Below are 18,971 nucleotides of genomic sequence, written 5' to 3'. Positions count from 1 at the left end.
GCCACGGGCGGGACGACCGCGGGTCAGCTATCGGTGTCGAACAGCAGCCCGAAGACCTCCCGTTCGGCGATCCGGAGGTGCTTGTTGAACGTCGGCTGCGTGATGTCGAGGCGGCCGGCGACCTCGCCGCCGTCGTTCGCCCGGGGCCACTCGAAGTAGCCGGCCGAGAGGGCGGTCCGCAGGACCTCGAACTGTCGGTCGGTGAGTTGCTCGCGCGCTCGGTCGGCCAGTTCCGCCGGAGTCCGGTCCCGGCGCCGGTGCTGGCGCCGAGCGACGAGGTCGAGCGACGGCGCGACCCCCGCCAACCGGTCGACGAACGACCGCACGTCTGCCTGGCGCGGCACCTCGACGACGACCGTCGCCTCGTCGGGGTCGGCCGTCGCCTCGCGCAGGACGCCGCCGTACTCCGCCAGCGGTGCGCCGAACCACTCGTCGGCCCGCGTCTCCACCAGCGTCGACGACGCCTCCTCGGCCACCACGTCGACGGTCCCGGGCAGCGTTCGGCGCGCGATGGTCTGCGCGTCGTCGGGCACGTCGCCCTCGAAGCCGTAGTAGACGCTGACCGAGCCGTCCCGTCGGGAGACGGTCCGCTCGAGGGACACCCGACAGTCGGCCGTGTCGGCGGCACGGGCGAACGGGAGCGTCTCGCCCGGGCCGGCGAACTCCAGTTCGACTGTCTCGTCGGACTCCAGCGCCCGTCGGCGCTCGACGGCCGCGAGCGCGTTCGCGATCGAGGTGCCCAGCTGCGCGAGCACCTCGCGCTCGCGCTCGCCGAACGCCTTCGGCGAGTCCGTGCCGACGGTCAACGCCCCGTGGGTGGTCCCGTCGTAGGTCAGCGGGACGGCACACAGCGACTGGAACCCCTCCGCGAGGCTCCGACGCCGCCAGTCGTCGGCCGGCCCCGCTCCGACGAGCGAGTCTGCCACCCGCACCGCCTCGTGGCCCCACGCCGCGACCGCGGGGTGAGGGTCGGCCGTGTCGTCGGTCGTCGTCAGGTCCAGTCCTTCGACGTACCCCTCCGAGGCGCCGACGACCGCGCGCGGGACGAGACGGTCCGTGCCGACCTCGACGCCACCGACCCACGCCAGGTCGTAGGGGCCGGAGCTGGCGAGGCGCTCGCAGACGGCCCGCTCGACCTCGCCGGGGTCGGTCGCGTCCGTGATGGCGGCCTCGACCCGCTGGGTGAGCCGGGCGATCCGGTCGAGGCGCTCGGCCCGCTCGGTCTGGGTGCGGAGCTGCTCCTCGCGAGCTTCGAGCCGCTGGCGCCCTTCGAGGTGGTTCAGCGCAGCCTCCAGCGTCGCGGCCAGCACGTGTGCTCCCTGTATCGTCTCTGGTCCGAGTTCGCCCTCGGGGGCGCCGACCAGCAGGACGCCGTGGTTGCCGAGCGCGAGCGCGCGCCAGGTCGACAGTTCGGCCAGCACGCCGGGGCCGCCGCCGTCGGCCCCGTTCCCACCGCCGACGAAGCCGGCCTCGTCGCGTCCGCCGTCCGGGGCGACGATCGTTCCCGTCGCGAACCCGTCCCAGAGCGGGCCGTCCCCCGGCCCGACGGGGTCGACGGCCTCGTCGGCGGGGAGCGGCCCGGTCAGGACTTCCGGCCGGAGCACGCCGTCGTCGCCGTCGTAGAGGAACGCGCCGACCGCCGGGAGACCGAGCGTCTCGGCGGCCGCCTCGACGGCCGTCCGCGTCGCCTCCGCCGGGGTGTCCGCGGTCGCGAGGTCGTCGGTCGCGTCGTCGAACGACGCGATCCGCCGTTCGCGGGCCTTCCGGTCGGTGACGTCGCGGCTCACGATCACGAGCCGGTCGGCGCCGGTCTCCCAGTCGGTGGGGTAGTAGTCCGACTGGACCCACCGCAGCTGGCCGTCGGGGCGCTCGATACGGTACTCGTGGGAGTAGCTGTCGGCCGCCGTCCCGTCTTCGACGTCGGCGACGACCGCCTCGACGAACGCCCGGTACTCGCTCTCGTCGTCGGGGTGGAGCGTCCCGAAGAAGCCGTCCTCGTAGGTCTCGCGGATCGCCTCCAGGGACTGGCCCCAGATCCGCTCGTAGCCGGAACTCACGTAGTCGGGCGACTGGGACGCGACGGTTAACTCCCGGGCGCGGGTCACGAAGATGGCCTCGTCGATCCGGTCGAGGATCGCTCCGAGCCGCCGCTCGGTTCGACGCCGCTCGGTGATGTCGCGGATGATGGCCAGGTACCGGCGCTGGCCGTTGATCGTCGCCGGCGTGTCGGTCACTTCGACCCGTCGGCGCTCCCCGTCGGCGCGCTCTAGCAGCCACTCGTGGCTGCCCGGCTCCTCGCCGTCCATCACGTCCTGGATTCTCTCCCGGGCGCGCTCGCTCGAGTACCCCTCCTCCGGGACGGTGACCGCGTCCATCCCGTCCGCGAGCAGTTGCTCGCGGTCGTATCCCGTCAGCTCGCACATCCGCTCGTTACAGTCGAGCATCTCGCCCGTCTCCGGGTCCTGAACCGTGATCGCGTCCGTGACGCCGTCGAAGATCTGCTCGTACTCGCGCTGGCGGCGCTTGCGCTCGGTCACGTCGCGCTGTATCGACAGCACCCGCAGTTCGCCGCCGATCGCCGCCGGCGCGAGCGTGACTTCGAGCCAGACCCGCTCGCCCGAGCCGGTCACGGCGCGCCACTCGACGGTTTCGGGCTCGCCCGTCTCGGCGACCTCGCGAATGAGGTCCCACCCCCGGTCGCCGCTGTAGCCCTCGTCGGTTGCACTGAGCCCCTCGATCCCCAGCTCCCGGATCGTCTCGAGGTCGTAGTCCAGCATCTCCCGGTAGGTCTCGTTCACGTCGGTTATGTCGCCGGCCTCGGGGTCGAACACCGTGATCGCGTCCGTGACACCGTCGAAGATCTGCTCGTACTCGCGCTGGCGGCGCTTGCGCTCGGTCACGTCCTGCACGCGGCCGACGATCCGATCGACGGTCCCGTCCTCGTTTTCGACCGGGAACCGGGTGACGGTGACCCACCGGGTCTCCCCGTCGCGTTCGATCCGGTACTCGCCGTCGTAGGTGTCCGCCGGGTCGCCCGCTTCGACGTCCGCGATCAAGCGCTCGACGTCGGCCTCGTAGTCGGCCCGGTCGTCGGGGTGGGCCGCCTCGACGAACGACGTGGGGTCGGCCGCGAGCTCCGAGACGGGGCGTCCGTAGATGTCCTCGTAGGCGTCGTTGATATAGCGTATCTCGGAGAAGTCGGCCGTCGCCACGTAGACGACCTCGTCGATGTGCTCGGCGATCAGCCGAAAGCGGCGCTCGCTCTCCCGGAGTTCCCGAGCGCGTTCGACGCGGTCCAGTGCGGCGGTGACGTGGCGAGCGAGGATCCCCGCGGCGTCGAGCGTCACGTCGTCGAACCCGTCGCCGTCCCGGTCGACCGCGCCGAACAGCCCGCGCTCGCCCAGCGGGACGAGCACCGCGTCCCCCGGTGGCGTCCCGCCGTCGAGCGCCGCCGGGTCGTAGACGCCCCGTTCGCCGGACTCGTAGGCCTCGTACTCCAGATCGCCGGGCTCGAGCGGCTTCGGCCCGTCGCCCGGGGAGAGATCCGCGACCGCGTCGCCGGCGGCGACCGGGGCGAGCACGTCCGCGTCACTGCTCTCGTCGTCGCCTCCGCGGAGCCAGCAGGTGGGCAGCCAGAGGTCTAGCACCTCGGTCGCGGCGTCGATGGCGGCCTCGCAGACTTCTTCGGGCGTCTCCGCCTCCTGGAGGTCGTCGGTCGACTCGTGGAGCGCGCGGATCAGCCGCTCGCGGCGCTTGCGCTCGGTCACGTCCCGTTGCATCGAGACGACGCGGTCTTCGCCGCCGATAACCGCCGCGTCGACCGTCGCCTCGACCCAGCGGCGCTCGCCCGCGTTCGTCTCCTGGAGCCACTCGACGGTCTCTGGTTCGCCCGTCTCCATGACGCGGCGGCAGATCTCCCGCGCCCGTTCGGCCGTGTACCCCGCATCGGTCGCGCTGAGCCCCACGAGGCCCGCCTCGCGGACCGCGGCGACGCTGTCGTACCCCAGACGGTCGAGAAACGTTCGGTTCGCGTCGAGCGGTTGGGCCGTCTCGGGGTCCTGAACGACGATCCCGTCGTTGACGCCGTCGAAGATCTGCTCGTACTCGCGCTGGCGGCGCTTGCGCTCGGTCACGTCCCGGACACTGCCGAGGACGCGCTCTTCACCGCGGATGTCGACGACGCTGAGGTGAACTTCAGCGGGGAACGTCTCGCCGCTCTCGCGCTGGTTGCGCCACTCGAACAGCTGGGGCCCCTCCTCGCGGGCCGCTCTGATGCGTTCGCGGGCGTCCTCGTAGGCGTGGTCCGGCCCCGTGATCACGTCGACCGTCTCCCCGCGCAGCTCCTCGGGTTCGTAGCCGTTCATCTCGCAAAAGCGGTCGTTGACGTCGAGGATCTCTCCAGTCTCGGGGTCGTGGAGTATCAGCCCGTCCGAGACGTTCTCGAAGACGTTGCGGTAGGTCCGCTCCAGCTCCCGCCGCTCGGTGACGTCGGTGTACCAGACGTAGGCGTCGGCCGGCCCGTCGCGGTCGGCCGGCCCGTCGGCGTCACTCCCCCCGTCGCGGTCGGCCGGCCGATCCGCGCTGAAGTGGATGACCCTGACCAGAAACTCCCGGAGTCCGTCGGCCGTCTGGCGGGTGATCTCGTGGTCGACGGGCTCGCCGCGGGCGACCGTCGCTCGCAGTTGCTCGTACTCCTCGCGCTCGCTCTCCGGGACGACCGCCTCGCCGACGCCCGAGCCGACGACCTCGTCGGCCGAATAGCCGAACGTCGTCTCGAAGGCTGGGTTGACCTCTCGGATCGTCGGCTCCTCGTCCTCGAAACGGACTCTGAGCATCGGGTCCGGGTTGTTCTCGAACAGTACCGACCGACGGTCGCGCTCACGCTGGAGCCGCCGCTGGGACTCGCGGCGCTCGGTCACGTCCCGCGCCAGCGCCAGGACCCGGTCCTCGCCGGCGATCGTCGCAGGCGCGAGGTCCACCTCCAGCACTCGGCGCGCGCCAGCCGCCGTCTCGACCGTCCACTCGTCGGTCTCGGCTTCCCCCGTCGCGGCGACCCGGCGGGCGACCTCGTAGGCACGCTCGCCGCCCGATCCCGGCTCGTCGACGGTGAAACCCTGGACGTCCATCTCGACGAGGGTCTCCCGGCCGTACCCGGTCAGGTCGGCCATCGTCTCGTTGACCTCGACGAGCCGTTCGGCCCACGGGTCGTGGACCGTGATCACGTCGTTGACGCTGTCGAACACCTGCTCGTAGGCCCGCTCGCGGCGGCGGCGCTCGGTCACGTCGACCGACGCGGCGAGGACGACCCTCCGTCCGCCCAGCGCGACCGGTCGCAGCCGGGATTCGACCCACCGAACCGACCCGTCGGCCGTCTCGACCGGCCACTCCAGTTCGATCGGGTCCGGTCCCTCGTCAGTCGCGTCTCGCCCGTCACCCGTCGCGTCCGCTCGGTCGCCGACGCTCGTGACCGCGTTGGCCAGCCGCTCGCGGTCGTACCCGGGCACCTCGGCCGTGAACTCGGCGAGCGCCGTCGACCGCACCGTCTCGCGGTCTGACCCCACCAGCTCGCAGAACGCCCGATTGGCGTCGATCAGGTCGCCGGTCTCCGGGTCGTGGACCGCGGCCACGCCGGCTACAGTCTCGTACAACGCCTCGACTGCGTCGCTCGCGTGCTCGCGGTCGACGGCCGAACGGACCCGCCCGACCAGCAGCCCCGGGTCGGTCTCGGCGAGCCGACGGGGCAGCGTCTCGGTCGCCCCCGCCGACAGCGCCGCCGCTTCTCGGGCGGCGTCCCATCCGTCGGTCAGCACGACAACCGGTATCTCGGGCCGTTCGGCGTTGCGCCGCTCGAGAACCGTCTCCGCGTCGACACCGGTCGCGCCGCTATCGACGACCAGACAGTCCGATTCGCGTTCGGTGACCTGCGCGTCCGCGTCCGCTGGCGGATCGACGGACTCGACCGCCAGCGACCCCTCGCCGCCCGCTGTCGCGTTCGAGAGCGCCGCCGCGACCGCCTCCGTACCCGCGACCGCACACCGCAGGGGGTCGGACCCCACCGGAAACATGCCTATCATGTTCGACTGGATACCCCTAAATCGTTCGCAGGGCGCGGAATCGGCCGGGATCGACCGGGAATCCGGACTGTCCCCGATCGTTCTGCTGCGCCTCCCTCACCTGGACGCGTCCTGGCCGTCGCGCCTCCACACGCTGGTGGAATCTGAGCGGGCGGCCAAGCAGCCTGAAAGGTCGACCGTGCCACGGCTCCGGGATGCTCCGTCGATACGCAGGGTCGGGCCGCGGACTCGATCCCACGGGCGGGCAGGCCGAGTGCCGCGGGGCGCGACCCCTGGGTGCGTCACCGAGCGGCCGGCCCGAGAGTGGCCGGTCTCGCTCCGGATCCACTAGAGTATAAGACCGCTGTATCACCACTTACAGACGCTCATGAGTGGATCTCTGGTACAGAGTCGAACCATTGAAACGGAACGGCATACGGCCGAGAACGATACCGATCGATGACAAACACTACCGAACGTATCGACTGCGTCGAGTCCATCGCCAACGACGGTGCCGAGATAGCGTTCGAGGGGTTTCGCTCCGACGTCGATCCGGAGACGAAAGGTGGGGCCGAGCGCGTCGTCAACGCCGGCGACGTCGTGACCGAGTTAGATAGAGCCGCGCAGAAAGCGGTGCGAACGGCGATACAGAACCGGTACCCGGAAGACGTCTTCGTCGGCGAAGAGGGAGACGTCAGTAAATCCGTCCCGGAAGACGGGTTCGCGTGGGTCGTGGATCCGATCGACGGCACGTACAACTTCGTCCGGGGGCTTCCGATGTGGTCGACTGCCGTCGCACTCGTCTCGGACGGAGAACCGATCGCTGCGGCAACAGTGGCTCCTGCGATGGAGAACACGTACGTGGCCGATAGCGGCTCTGTCACTCGAAACGGACGTCCGATAACGGTAAGCGACCGAACCGATCCCGAGACGTTCGCAGTCGCGTACACTGTGGTCCCCGACTTGGGTGAGAGAGCGGCGTACAGTGACGGCGTCGCGGCGATGCTCAGACGCTTCGGTCAACTCCGGCAGGTCGGAAGCCTCCAGGTCGTTCTCGGTCTCGTGGCGTCGGGCGCCCTCGACGGAGTCGTGACTCCGGCAGTGGTCTCCCCGTGGGACTCCGTCGGCGGTGTCCACCTCGTCAGGGAGGCCGGCGGCGTCGTGACGGACGTGTACGGCGAGCGGTGGACGGCGGGGAGCACCGGCCTCGTCGCTTCGAACGGAGCCGCTCACGACGAACTCCGAACGGTCGGGCGGCGGATGGCCGAACAGAACTGAGGGGACGGACGTTCCCGGCAGACCGGGGGGGGGAACGTGTCAGTTCGAACCGTCGGCGTCGGTCTCGACCTGCGTTCCCGAATAGAGCATGTCGTTCACGGACGATTCGACGGTCATGTTGACGATATTGAGGCCCAGTTGCGCCGTTCGACGGACACTCTCGACGACCGTCGCGTACCAGTAGGCGTCGGGATCGGAGCAGCGAGCGAGCTCCTCTTCGACCACGTCGATACGACCCATGAGGTCGTCGTAGGCGTTCGAAGCGCCGGACGAATCGTTCTTCAATGCTCGCTCTACGACGGTACACGCCTCCGAGACGAGGTCCTTGAACCTGATCCCGAACTCCTCGTCCGGCGCAGTCGATTGCGTCTCTGTGACGCCGGCGATGCGTTCGGCCTTGTCGGCGATCTGTTCGAGCTCCCTCGCGATCTTGTAGTAGTAGAGAGCGGCCTTGCCGTCGACGTCGAATTCCGTGAGTTCGTTCATGTCGTTCAAACCGCAGTGGAGTCCTCGGGCGACGAACGCGAACAGCCGGTCGACGTGATCGTCGCGTTCGGAGACCCGCTGTGCGAGCATCTCGTCGTTCATTCGGACGGACTCCGCTGCGTCGCTTTGCATCCCCAACGCGAGCTGCCGGATCTGGACGATGGACTGTTCGAGCGAGACCGCACCGGCGTCGAGGTGGTCGCGAATCACGATCTCGTCGGTCGCCTCGCTGACTTCCATGCCGATCAACGACCCCGCAGTTCGAACCACGCTCCGACGAACTTCGTCACCGGCCGCACCGTCGTTACGGATTCTGATCTCGTTGTACCCCTCGATATACGCGCTTTTGATGTGACGCTGAACGATGTCTTCCGGCTTGTCGACCGCGTCGATCCGGGCGGCCCGTACTCCTTCCTCGAGCGTTGACGGGGCCACGATGAGCCGATCTCGCTCCTGATACAGATAGAGCGAATCCCCTTTGCCGAGGTTCTGCGAAACCCCCCATTCCCTCGGCAAGGAGAGCGTGAACGTGGACCCACCCGCGATCTGGACTTTCCGTTCGACCGGATCCGAGTTGTCGTCCCTCATGGGTGGTTCGCCGGTCGCGACGTTCGGTACTGCCACCACGGGACCGGTCCGACCGACCAGCTACTGCGGTCGTCCGGCTGGTGGGACGTTCGATCGGTCGCGAGGTGCGGAGACTCGAGCGGAGAGAACGACCGGGCTTCGCACCCGTCCGGAGACGTCTCTGGCATTCTGGCATTCATCTCTCGGCTGCTACCGGCTTGGTCCCCGGTCAAATTAGTACGTGCTATGAACCCCCAATATCCGTCTTTTCAGATATATGTAACAGTGTTTGGGGGCGAGGCATCTGAGCGATACGGATCGCTAAATAGCCTCTGAACGCTCTCAGGGCCGTTGAGACACCTCATAGCAACGCTATTTTACTCACCTATCTTAGCACAGGGTGTACTCATGTCACGTGACGCTGACGAACGTAATCGGAAATCGACACGGCGGAAATTCCTCGGCTTCGCCGGGGCTGCGGGAGCGACCGTGATCGCGGGCTGCAGCGGGGACAGCGAGTCCGCCGATGGCGGTGGTGCCGGTGACGGCGGCGACGGGACGAGCGATGGCGACGACGGGGCGGCTGGGTCCGACGGGGACGCGACCGAGACCGGCGATGCTGGAGCGGACGACGACCAGGACGAGACGAGCGGGGAGACGGAGACGACGAGCGGCGGGACGCTCCGGCTCGCCGACGAGCCCGTCGGTGTGATGGACCCGCCGGCAGGGAAAGGCGGCGGCGGCGACGCGACACAGATCTTCGAGACACTGCTCGGTTTCGCCGACGGTGATCTCCCGCCGGAGGGACGCCTCGCGACCGGGTACGAGATGTCCGCCGACGGAACGACGTTTACGTTCTCGCTCAAAGAGGGCGTCACGTTCCACGACGGGTCCGAGTTCACCGCGCACGACGTCGTCTACTCCTGGCGTCGGCTCGCCGAGTCTCCGGAAACCCGCAACTCCGACGACATCACCGGCGATACGTTCAACATCGAACACGAAACCGACGGCGAGGGGAACGTCGTCCCGGATAGCCTCGCGGTCCGGGCCGTCGACGACTACACGTTCGAGTTCGATCTCTCGCGGCCGTTCCACAGCGCCATGGTCCAGATCGCCGGACAGGCCTTCTCCGTGATTCCGGAAGGGATCGTCGGAGACATCGAGGGGTACGACGGCGAACTCGCCTACGAAGAGTGGGCCAACGAGGCGCTCTACGGGACCGGCCCGTTCCAGTTCGACAGCCTCAACCGCGGGTCGTCGTACACGCTGACTCGATTCGACGAGTATCACGGAGACGTCGCCAACATCGATTCGATCGAGTACACGATCCTCGAAGACGCCTCGGCGAAGTACAATCGGGCGATGAACGGAAACCTCGACGTCTTCGAGATCCCCATCTCGGAGTTCGACCCCTCGAAGGTCACCATCGAATCGGACGACGGCGAGTATCAGGAGGGGACCTACGGCCCCACTCGGAGCGGAGACACGATCAACTACGGACAGGTGACGCAACTGAACACCCAGTATCTCGTCTTCCAGACGGCCCGTGTCGACCGACCCGCCAGGCGCGCCATCGCGTACGCGATGAACCAGCACGTGGTCGCGAACGACATCTTCAAAGGAGTCGGAACACCGGCCTATCACGTCACGCCGCCGGCCGTTTACCCCGACGGCCCCGAGGCGTACGACGAACACGCACGGGCGAACTATCCGTGGGGGTACGACGAGTCGCGCATCGACGCCGGTCGCGAACTCATGGAGGAGGCCGGCTACGGACCGGACGACATGTACGAGATCGAGCTCCTTCACATGCAGACCAACGCCTACGAGCAGTTCGCCGAGTTGCTCCGCGACCAGGCGCGGTCGATGCACATCGACATGACCATCCAGAGCACGCCGTTCTCGACGATGATCAACCGCGCCGTCGACGGTAACTTCGACATCTTCACCAACTCCGACGGGATGGAGTGGCCCGAATCGGACAATTTCCTCCGATACTTCCACTCGACGGCGTCGAAGGAGTCTTCGTTCGCCCGGTGGGGCCAGGAGGGTCGACAGACGGAACCGACCCGGGCGTTCAACGAGGCCTGGCAGACGTACCTCGACAACCCCCGTCCCAACGAGCGTCACCAGGCCGCCCGTAACGAGGCCTACATCGAACTCGAAGAGGCCCATTGGCAGGGGATCGCGCAGCTACCGACGATCCACGGTCGGGGCCAGCAGTACTGGGGGAACGACGTCGAGGACCTCCGGATGTACGGTCCGATGGGCAACCAGCGGTACAACACGCTCTCCCTGAACCGGTGAGCACACGCATGGTACCCCCACGCCACCGACCGCCGACACGACACCGCCCTCTCCGAACATGACGAGTCGCCTGCGGTATTTTTTCCGGCGTCTCGGGCTGTCGATTCCGGTCCTGCTGTTCGGGACGACCGTCACGTTCGTCGCGATCCGTTTCGGTCCGGTCGACCCCGTCGCGGCCATCCTCGGCGATCCGACCAACGCCGCGGCGACCGAGGAGTACGAGCGGATCCGAGCCCAGCTCGGCCTCGACGAACCGCTCTGGCAGCAGTACGTCGAATTTCTCGGCGGGCTGGTGACACTCGATCTCGGTCAGTCGTGGGTCATCGCTCCCAATACCGGGACGGTGAGTCTCATCGCGACGTACGCCCCGCGGACGATCTGGCTCGGCTTCTGGGCGGTCCTGATCGCGATCTTCGTCGGGGTTCCGCTGGGCTTTTTCGCGGGGACGCGTGCGAACACGGGATCCGACTACGTCGCCTCGATACTCGGTATCGTGTGGCGGGCGATGCCGAACTTCTGGCTCGCGGTCATTCTCGTCTCGGTGTTGTCCCAGTCCGACGCCCTTCTCGGGTTCAGTTGGCAGCAACTGGGCCCCGACGTGACCGTCACCGGCGCACCGGACCTGACCGAGCTGGGCTCCCCGAGCGGATTCCTCGCGGCGGTCAAACAAGTGCTCCCCGCAGCGGTCGTCCTCGGGTCCGCGTCGATGGGCAACGAGATGCGGATCGGTCGAACGGCCGTCCTCGAGACCATCTCGGAGAAATACGTCGAAACGGCGCGAGCGAACGGCGTTCCGAACCACCGCGTGGTCTGGAAACACGTCTTCCGGAACGCGCTCATCCCGCTCGTCCCGATCATCACCGGCGAGGCGTTCGTCCTGCTCGGCGGGTCGGTCCTCGTCGAGACGGTGTTCGGTATCCACGGGATGGGGTGGCTGTTCTATCGCGCCTCCATCCAGGGAGACCTCCCCCTCGTGGGGTCGCTCATGGTCGTCTTCATCGTCCTGATCGTCGCGGTCAACATCCTGCAGGACCTGCTCTACGTCCTCATCGACCCCAGAATCGGATACACCGACTAGCATGCACTCGAACCACTCCGATCACGACGATAGCACCGACACGACTGCGGCCGTCGAGCCGACACTCCAGCGGCTCCGGGATCACCCCCGCCCGGCGCTCGTGTGGACCGGAGTCGCAACCGTTCTCTTCGCACTCGAGTTCGGGGCGGTCGCCTCGCTGGTGAGCGAACTCTGGCAGGCGCTCGGGTTCGGGGTCCAGTCGTCCGGCCTCGTGGAGCGAGCGAACGCGATCCCGACGCTGACGAGTCGCGACCTGATCACCAACTCGGGCCACTTCGACGGCGACCGGTGGGTCGGGACGTTCGCGGGCCTCGAACCTCGGACTGCCTGGGTGCTCAGAGTCGCGATCGTGTACGCCTACGCGGTCGCCGTCGTCGGCTGGTGTTGGGTCGGATACAGGCGATACCGCCGTCACTATCGGCCGGCCGAGTGGACGCCGTTCGACGATATCGTCGATCGCCTCCGCCGTCACCGGTGGGGACAGTTCGGCATGGTCGTCGTCTTTCTGTTCCTCGTCCTCGCGGTCTTCGCACCCACGCTCGGAACGACCACCGTCGACCAGAACATCAACAACCCGTTCGGCCACCAGATCGAGTACTACGACGCCGAGACCGGGAGCGTCGAATCGACCACGGTCGGCGCCGCGAACCGCCAGACTCAGTCCCGGGGGATCCCCGACCGGAACGTCGGGCCGCTGTCCTACGACCAGTACGGCCGGTATCATCCGTTCGGGACGCTTCCGAGCGGCAAGGACCTGTTTACCTTCCTGGCGGCCGGTGCCCGCGTGTCGCTCGTCATCAGCTTGCTCGCAGTCGGGCTCGCGAGCGTGATCGCGGTCTCGTTCGCGCTGCTCTCTGCGTACTACAAGGGATTGGTCGATCTGGTCTTCGTCATCGGCAGTGACTCGGTCATGTCGCTCCCACAACTGCTGTTGCTCATGTTGCTCTCGGTGCTGTTCTCCGACACGTGGATCGGTCAGTTATACAGCGGCGGGATACTCCTCGCGCTGATCTACGGGGCGACGTCGTGGCCGTTCCTCTGGCGGGCGCTCCGGGGTCCCGCCCTCCAGGTCGGCGACGAGGAGTGGATAGACGCCGCTCGAAGCTACGGTCAGCGACCGATCACGACGATGCGACGACACATGTTCCCCTACGTCACCGGCTACCTGCTCGTCTACGGGTCGATGTCGCTCGGCGGCGCGATCATCGCGATCGCCGGGCTTTCGTTTCTCGGACTCGGGATCAGTCCGCCCACGCCCGAGTGGGGCCGAGCGGTCGACGCCGGACAGCAGTACGTCGCCTCCCAGTCCTGGCACATCTCTCTGATCCCCGGTCTCCTGATCACGCTCGTGGTGACCGGGTTCAACGCGCTCGGCGACGGGATCCGGGACGCCATCGACCCGCAGGCGGAATCGGGAAGCACCGATTCACAGGGTGCCGCGGTCGGAGGTGGCGCGTGACCGACGAGGCGTCGGATCGCCCGGTGCTCTCCGTCGAGGGACTCAGTACTGCGTATTTCACCGACAAAGAGACGGTCCACGCGATCTCCGACGTCGACCTCTCGGTGCGTCGCGGCGAGACGCTCGGGATCGTCGGCGAGAGCGGCTCCGGCAAGAGCGTGACTGCGCGGTCGCTGACCGGGATGGTGAAGTCACCGGGCCGTATCCTGGACGGACAGATCAAGTACCGACACCCCGAGACGGTCACTGCACTCGCCGAACGGTACCCCGACCGTGTCGAGACTTCGTCCGCGCACACGGAGTCGGACGCGTTCGTCTTCGACGGGCCGACGGACCGATACGTCGACCTCGCGGCGGCGCCCGAAGCGGCGCTACGCGCCGTCCGGGGCGACGATATCGCGATGGTCTTCCAGGACCCGTTGGCCAGTCTGAACCCGGTGTACACGGTCGGGAACCAGATCGAGGAGCTGCTCACGATCCACCGCGATCTCGGCGATAGCGCCGCGACCGAACGTGCCGTCGACCTCCTGGACGCCGTCGGGATTCCCGATCCCGCACGGCGGCTCAGGGAGTACCCCCACCAGTTCTCGGGGGGGATGCAACAGCGGGCACTCATCGCGATGGCGCTGGCCTGCGACCCGGAGGTGTTGGTCTGCGACGAGCCGACGACGGCGCTCGACGTGACGATCCAGGCCCAGATACTGGAGTTGCTCGACGACCTCCAGGTCGAGCGCGACCTCGCGCTCCTGTTCATCACCCACGACATGGGGGTCATCGCCGAGGTCGCCGACCGAGTGAGCGTGATGTACGCCGGAGAGGTCGTCGAACACGCACCCGTCGAGGCGCTGTTCGAGGAGGCCGCACACCCTTACTCCCGGGGGTTGTTGGCGAGTATTCCGAGCCAGAACCCCGACAGCGAGTATCTACCGACCATCGAGGGCGACGTCCCGACACCGACCAGCGAACCGACGCAGTGTCGATTCGCACCCCGGTGCCCGGAGGCGTTCGACGCGTGCCGCGACGTTCACCCCCGCCACGTCGACGTCGGCGAAGACCGGACCGCGTCCTGCCTCCTGTATCCTGACGACCAGCCCCGTGAACGGGCCGTCCGGACCCACTCCGAACCCACTGCCGAGGACCACCAATGACTGCACAACGTCACCACGAGAGCGAACCGAGCGCTTCGTCGACGGCGGAGGCGCTCGTCGCGGTATCGGGGCTGAAAAAACACTACACCGACGACGGGTTCTTCGGCGGGTCGCCGGTCAAGGCGGTCGACGGCGTCGACCTAACGGTCCGACGTGGCGAGACGCTCGGCCTCGTCGGCGAATCGGGCTGCGGAAAGACCACGCTCGGGCGCACGCTCGTCGGCCTCGAGACGCCGACCGCGGGGACGGTTCGGTACGACGGGCAGGCGATCGACGAACTCAGCGGCGAGGCACGAGAGCAGTGGCGATGGAACGCGCAGATGGTCTTTCAGGACCCCGAATCGAGCCTCAACGCCAGGCTGACCGTCGGGGAAGTCGTCGCGGAACCGCTCGAAGTCCGTGACTGGAAGACCGAACGCGAGCGGCGCGAGCGAGTCTTCGACTTGCTCGATACGGTCGGGCTCCAGCGCGAGCACTTCTATCGGTATCCCCACCAGTTCTCCGGCGGGCAGCAACAGCGAATCGCTATCGCACGCGCGCTCGCACCCGAACCGGACTTTCTCGTCCTCGACGAACCGGTCTCGGCGCTCGACGCCTCGGTCCAGGCGAAAGTACTCAACCTGCTCGCCGACCTGCAGGCGGAGTTCGGTCTCACCTACGTCTTCATCGCACACGACCTCGGCGTCGTGCGCCATCTCTGTGACCGCGTCGCCGTGATGTATCTCGGCGCGATCATGGAGCGAGGCCCGGCCGGCGAGTTGTTCGGCGCTCCCGCGAATCCGTACACGAAGGCGCTCGTCTCGGCGATCCCCGACCCCGATCCGACGGCGAGCCGCGACCGGATCACGCTTCGGAACAGTCCCCCGAGCCCTCGCGACCCCCCGTCGGGCTGCCCGTTCAGCACGCGGTGTCCGGCGAAGATCCGGCCAGCCGAATACGACCACCTCGACGAAGCGGCGTGGCGCGCGATCGATATCCTCACAGAAGTCGTCCGCGAGCGCGGACGGACCGACCCCAGCCTCCGGGACAGGATCCGGTCGCTCGTGGGTCGATCTCCGCGGTTCGAGTCGATCGACGAGTTCGCCTCGGATCTGCTCAGTGACGTTTCGATCCCCGAGGACGCTCGAAACCACGTGTCTGAGGCGGTCCGACTGGCCAGCGACGGGCGGGAGGACGCGGCGCTCGCACGGCTCTCTACCGAGTTCGGTGGCGTCTGTGACGACGAGTTCCCCGAGAGCCACTCCGTGACGGACGGCCCTCGTCGCAGCCGCTGCCATCGCCATCGACCGACGTATTCGGATCCGCCAGACCTGACTGGCGAGTGAACTGGGCAGACCGATCGGCGATCGTGACACACTTGCGGACTTTTCGGGGATAGGTCGTCTTCCGGCAGCACCGATCGCGAGCTCCACTGATCGGAGACCCGAAACAGTAGCTCTCGAACTAGCGCTCGTCGACGAGCGGCAGCGTCGCGAGTCGGATCGACGCGAAGGACGTGTAGGCCATCGAAGTGACGCCGTCGGACCGTCTGGCCTGATGCGCTTCGGTCATACCCTCGGTGTCTGCGACGGGAACGTACCTGACCGTGGTCCCGTCCGTATCGACCTCGAAGACGAGGTACGCCTGCGGGAACGACCCCGTCGCCGGTGTCGTGACTTCCCACGTCGAGCCGGTTTTCGCCACCCCGAGATTGTGAAGGTGGCCGGAGACGACTAACGGCACCTCCGCATCGGTCAACACGTCCACGAGCGGTCCGGGGTCCCGCATCACCGGCGGGAGCCCCATCTCGGGGTGTGCGGCGTCCCTGAGGTCACGGAACTGGTCGTACATCGCGGGCGTGTTGTGATGCATCAGCACGACCGGTGTCTCGACCGTCGCCAGCGTGTCCTCGAGCCACGCGACGTCCTCGTCGGAGACGGCCCCGTCGTGCGTCTCTTTCAGTGACCCGTCCGGCTGTGTCGCCGTGTTCAAACCGACGACGTCGAGCGGCCCGACCCGTTCGACGAACGGAATGGTCCCGTCGGGGGCGTACTCGCGTTCGAACCGATCGACAGGTGGCGTCTCGTGCGAGTCCCCGTATCTGTACGTCTCGGTGGACGCCTTCGGGACGTCGTGATTTCCGGGGACGCCGAAAAACGGCGTCTCGATCCCCTCGAGGATATCGTCGAGCTGGTCGTACTCCCACGGGGCACCGTCTTTGGTCAGGTCGCCCGGAGAGACGATAGCGTCGACACCGCGCTGTTCTGCATCGTCGAGCGCCGTCCGGAGCCGGTCGGCCGCTCGGTGGTACACCATCGCCGTTCCCTCTGCACGCGGAGTGACGTGCGAATCAGAGACGACGGCGATACGCGTCCGGTCGTCCGCCGTCGGAGCGTCGAGACGAGCGACGACCGCTTCGGACTGAGCAGATACCATCGTCGGTACCATCGCGGTCGGGAAGGTTAGATTTATCGGAAAATATACAAAAATGTGGCAGTATATTCATGCATACTTTCGATCTGGGCTCAACAGCCCTATGTATACCACTACGCAACTCTGAACGAACGGAAACTGACAGAGTTACTAGTAAATTATAACGACGTAACGGGGTCACCGGCGTACACGCGTCTCCACTGCGTTGGCGACGGCGTGGCCTCGTCGTCCGGTCGTCCGGTCGTCCCGTCGCGACAGCGGCGACGGCATCGGTCGGCATCACTCCTCCCGCGTTCGGTCGACGAACTTGCGCGGATCGAGGTCCCAGTCGTACCCCTGGAATCGGAGCGACGGCGTCGCTTCGGCAGGGATCTGGTCGAATTCACGGAGAAACGTGTAGAGGCCCGACCGGCCGCCGAAGTCGCCGACGAACCACAGGCAGACCCGGGGCAGTCGCACGCGGTCGCGCTCGGGGTCGTACTCGACGGTGTCGGCCAGGTACGCCGCGGTCGCGTCGTCGAGCGCGTCGTCGACTGTCGCCGGGTCGTAGGCCAGGATCGCCGGACAGCTCGCCGCGCCGCAGTTCAGCGCGAAGTGGATGCGGGGGTCGGGGTCGAGCCGGTACGACCCGGGAAGGCCGGTCCGACCGAGCCGCGGGAGGTAGCCGAGACCGTACTTCGAGCGACCGCCACGGAGGAGGCCGTGTTCGATGTCGTCGAGGCTCAACTCGACACCGGCCACCGTGACCGCCGGTGCTCGAAAGAACCGCCACCGCGAGTCGAACAGGCCCGGTCGGCGCTCGAGCAGGCGCTGGGCGGCCGCGTTGTACACGTCGAGCCAGAAGGCCAGCCCCGTCCGGCGGTCGTCCCCGACCGCGGCGAGCGCCGATTCGTCGAGGTCGGCGAGCGCTCCCAGAAGGGGCTCGGTCGGCTCCCGGCGGCGCACCCGTTCGAGCAGCTCGCGAGCCAGCGTCGTCGGGTCCGACGGGGCCGGCCCGTCCTCGTTCGCGGGCCCGGGGGTCGGCGTTCGCTCCGCCTCGGGCCCGCCGCCGGCCGGTCGCCCGTCGTCGCCGGAGGTGTCTCCCATCGTTCGGCCACACGGGACGCGGCGACAAAAACCGTCCGCGGTCGGGAGCGGCGCGCGCGACGTTCTCGGAGTCACGAGGCGACGCCGAGCCCGACCGCCCACCAGGCGACCGTCGTCGCGAGCGCGGTCACCACCATCGCGAGCACCGACGGGAGCGGGTCGGGCCGTCGCGTGAGCACCGCCCACCCTCGCAGTAGCAACGGGACCGCGAGCAGGTGAGCGACGGCGACGGTGGTCGGGAAGACGCCGCCCCACCACAGCGCCACCGTGGCGGCCACAGAGGCGCCGGCGAGGCCGGCGTACGCCCGTCGGATCCGGTCGGACGACCAGCGGACCGCGAGCGTCCGCTTGCCGACGGCCCCGTCCGCCCGCCGGTCGGGCCAGTGGGTCGCCAGGAGGTTACAGCCGACCACCGACGCGAACGGGAGGGTCGCGAGCGCGGCGGTCGCGGTCGGCGTCGCCACGACCGCGACCCCGTAGACCGGGAGGAGGACGCCTCCGAGCGTCGCGTTGACGAGTTCGCCGACGCCGCGCCGGACCAGCGCGAGCGGGGCCAGCGAGTACGACAGCCCGGCGACCAGCGCCGCGACGAGCAGGCCCGCCGCGACGGGCGTGACGAGCCCGCTGGCGGCGACGGCGACGACCGCCAGCGCGGCGACGACGCAGGCGCCGACCGTCGCTCGCCCGAGCAGGGACGGCGCCAGTCCGGTGCGGACGAGCGCCCCGCTGCCCCCGGAGAAGGGCGTGCGGTCGGTCAGCGCGTCGGTATCGGCGTCGGCGTACTCGTTCGCGTAGTGGACGGCCACCGTGACCGACAGCAGCGCGAGCGCGCCGGCGAGCACGCGCGAGACGAACTCGGGCGCCAGGGCGTCCGCCACGGTCGACGCCGTCGCAGACCCCGCGACCAGCGGCGCCCCGGCCGTCGACATCCCGACCCCCAGGAGGTAGACGAGACCGACGAGTGCGACCTGGCTCGGCCGGCTCGCCGCCCACAGCGCCCACAGCCGCGGGAGCCGCTCGACGACGCGCGATCGGACGGATGGGGGCGACACGACGACACGTGCGGCCTACGCCGGCGTAGGTCTGTCGGCCACCGA

At 68.2% G+C, this 18,971-nt stretch carries 11 protein-coding genes; 6 read left to right on the top strand and 5 right to left on the bottom strand.

All coding sequences use genetic code 11. The annotated features are described in order from the left end of the window. Nucleotides 1–23: 23 nt before the first annotated feature. Complete coding sequence (locus I7X12_RS04100) at nt 24–6,065, bottom strand: PAS domain S-box protein (protein WP_198062601.1); 6,042 nt, start codon at nt 6,063–6,065, stop codon at nt 24–26. A 447-nt stretch (nt 6,066–6,512) separates the two neighbouring features. Between I7X12_RS04100 and I7X12_RS04095 the strand changes: the two genes are divergently transcribed. Continuing rightward, nucleotides 6,513–7,331 (top strand): inositol monophosphatase family protein, encoded by an 819-nt coding sequence (locus I7X12_RS04095; RefSeq protein WP_198062600.1) that lies wholly within the window; start codon nt 6,513–6,515, stop codon nt 7,329–7,331. Nucleotides 7,332–7,370: 39 nt separating this feature from the next. Here the strand turns inward: I7X12_RS04095 and I7X12_RS04090 are convergent, their stop codons facing one another. After that, nucleotides 7,371–8,405 (bottom strand): phosphate signaling complex PhoU family protein, encoded by a 1,035-nt coding sequence (locus tag I7X12_RS04090; RefSeq protein WP_198062599.1) that lies wholly within the window; start codon nt 8,403–8,405, stop codon nt 7,371–7,373. A gap of 468 nt (nt 8,406–8,873) precedes the next feature. On the opposite strand from I7X12_RS04090, the gene I7X12_RS04085 reads away from it, so the two are divergent. From I7X12_RS04085 to I7X12_RS04065, 5 genes are read left to right on the top strand one after another with little or no spacing between them, the layout of a single operon-like run. Continuing rightward, on the top strand, nt 8,874–10,691 hold the full coding sequence (locus I7X12_RS04085; RefSeq protein ID WP_198062598.1) for an ABC transporter substrate-binding protein: 1,818 nt from the start codon (nt 8,874–8,876) through the stop codon (nt 10,689–10,691). Nucleotides 10,692–10,749: 58 nt separating this feature from the next. Next, complete coding sequence (locus tag I7X12_RS04080) at nt 10,750–11,769, top strand: ABC transporter permease (protein WP_198062597.1); 1,020 nt, start codon at nt 10,750–10,752, stop codon at nt 11,767–11,769. A gap of 1 nt (nt 11,770) precedes the next feature. Further along, on the top strand, nt 11,771–13,228 hold the full coding sequence (locus tag I7X12_RS04075; protein WP_198062596.1) for an ABC transporter permease: 1,458 nt from the start codon (nt 11,771–11,773) through the stop codon (nt 13,226–13,228). Next, a complete protein-coding gene (locus I7X12_RS04070) occupies nt 13,225–14,376 on the top strand; it encodes an ABC transporter ATP-binding protein (RefSeq protein WP_198062595.1) in 1,152 nt (383 codons plus the stop codon). The genes I7X12_RS04075 and I7X12_RS04070 overlap by 4 nt, the downstream gene beginning before the upstream one ends. Further along, entirely contained in the window at nt 14,373–15,701 is a 1,329-nt protein-coding gene (locus I7X12_RS04065) for an ABC transporter ATP-binding protein (RefSeq protein WP_198062594.1), read from the top strand. The genes I7X12_RS04070 and I7X12_RS04065 overlap by 4 nt, the downstream gene beginning before the upstream one ends. Nucleotides 15,702–15,819: 118 nt before the next feature. On the opposite strand, the gene I7X12_RS04060 is transcribed toward I7X12_RS04065, so the two are convergent. The 3 genes from I7X12_RS04060 to I7X12_RS04050 all read right to left on the bottom strand — a co-directional run bounded on the left by I7X12_RS04060 (nt 15,820) and on the right by I7X12_RS04050 (nt 18,926). Continuing rightward, complete coding sequence (locus tag I7X12_RS04060) at nt 15,820–16,791, bottom strand: metallophosphoesterase family protein (RefSeq protein WP_198062593.1); 972 nt, start codon at nt 16,789–16,791, stop codon at nt 15,820–15,822. A gap of 276 nt (nt 16,792–17,067) precedes the next feature. Beyond that, entirely contained in the window at nt 17,068–17,874 is an 807-nt protein-coding gene (locus tag I7X12_RS04055) for a DUF547 domain-containing protein (RefSeq protein ID WP_198062592.1), read from the bottom strand. A gap of 71 nt (nt 17,875–17,945) precedes the next feature. After that, a complete protein-coding gene (locus I7X12_RS04050; protein WP_198062591.1) occupies nt 17,946–18,926 on the bottom strand; it encodes a prenyltransferase in 981 nt (326 codons plus the stop codon). Nucleotides 18,927–18,971 lie beyond the last annotated feature (45 nt).

It is taken from the genome of Halosimplex litoreum (genome assembly GCF_016065055.1).
Lineage (GTDB): Archaea > Halobacteriota > Halobacteria > Halobacteriales > Haloarculaceae > Halosimplex > Halosimplex litoreum.
The sequence above is the reverse complement of the archived record's forward strand: the minus strand, read 5'-3'. Positions and strand labels throughout refer to the sequence as shown.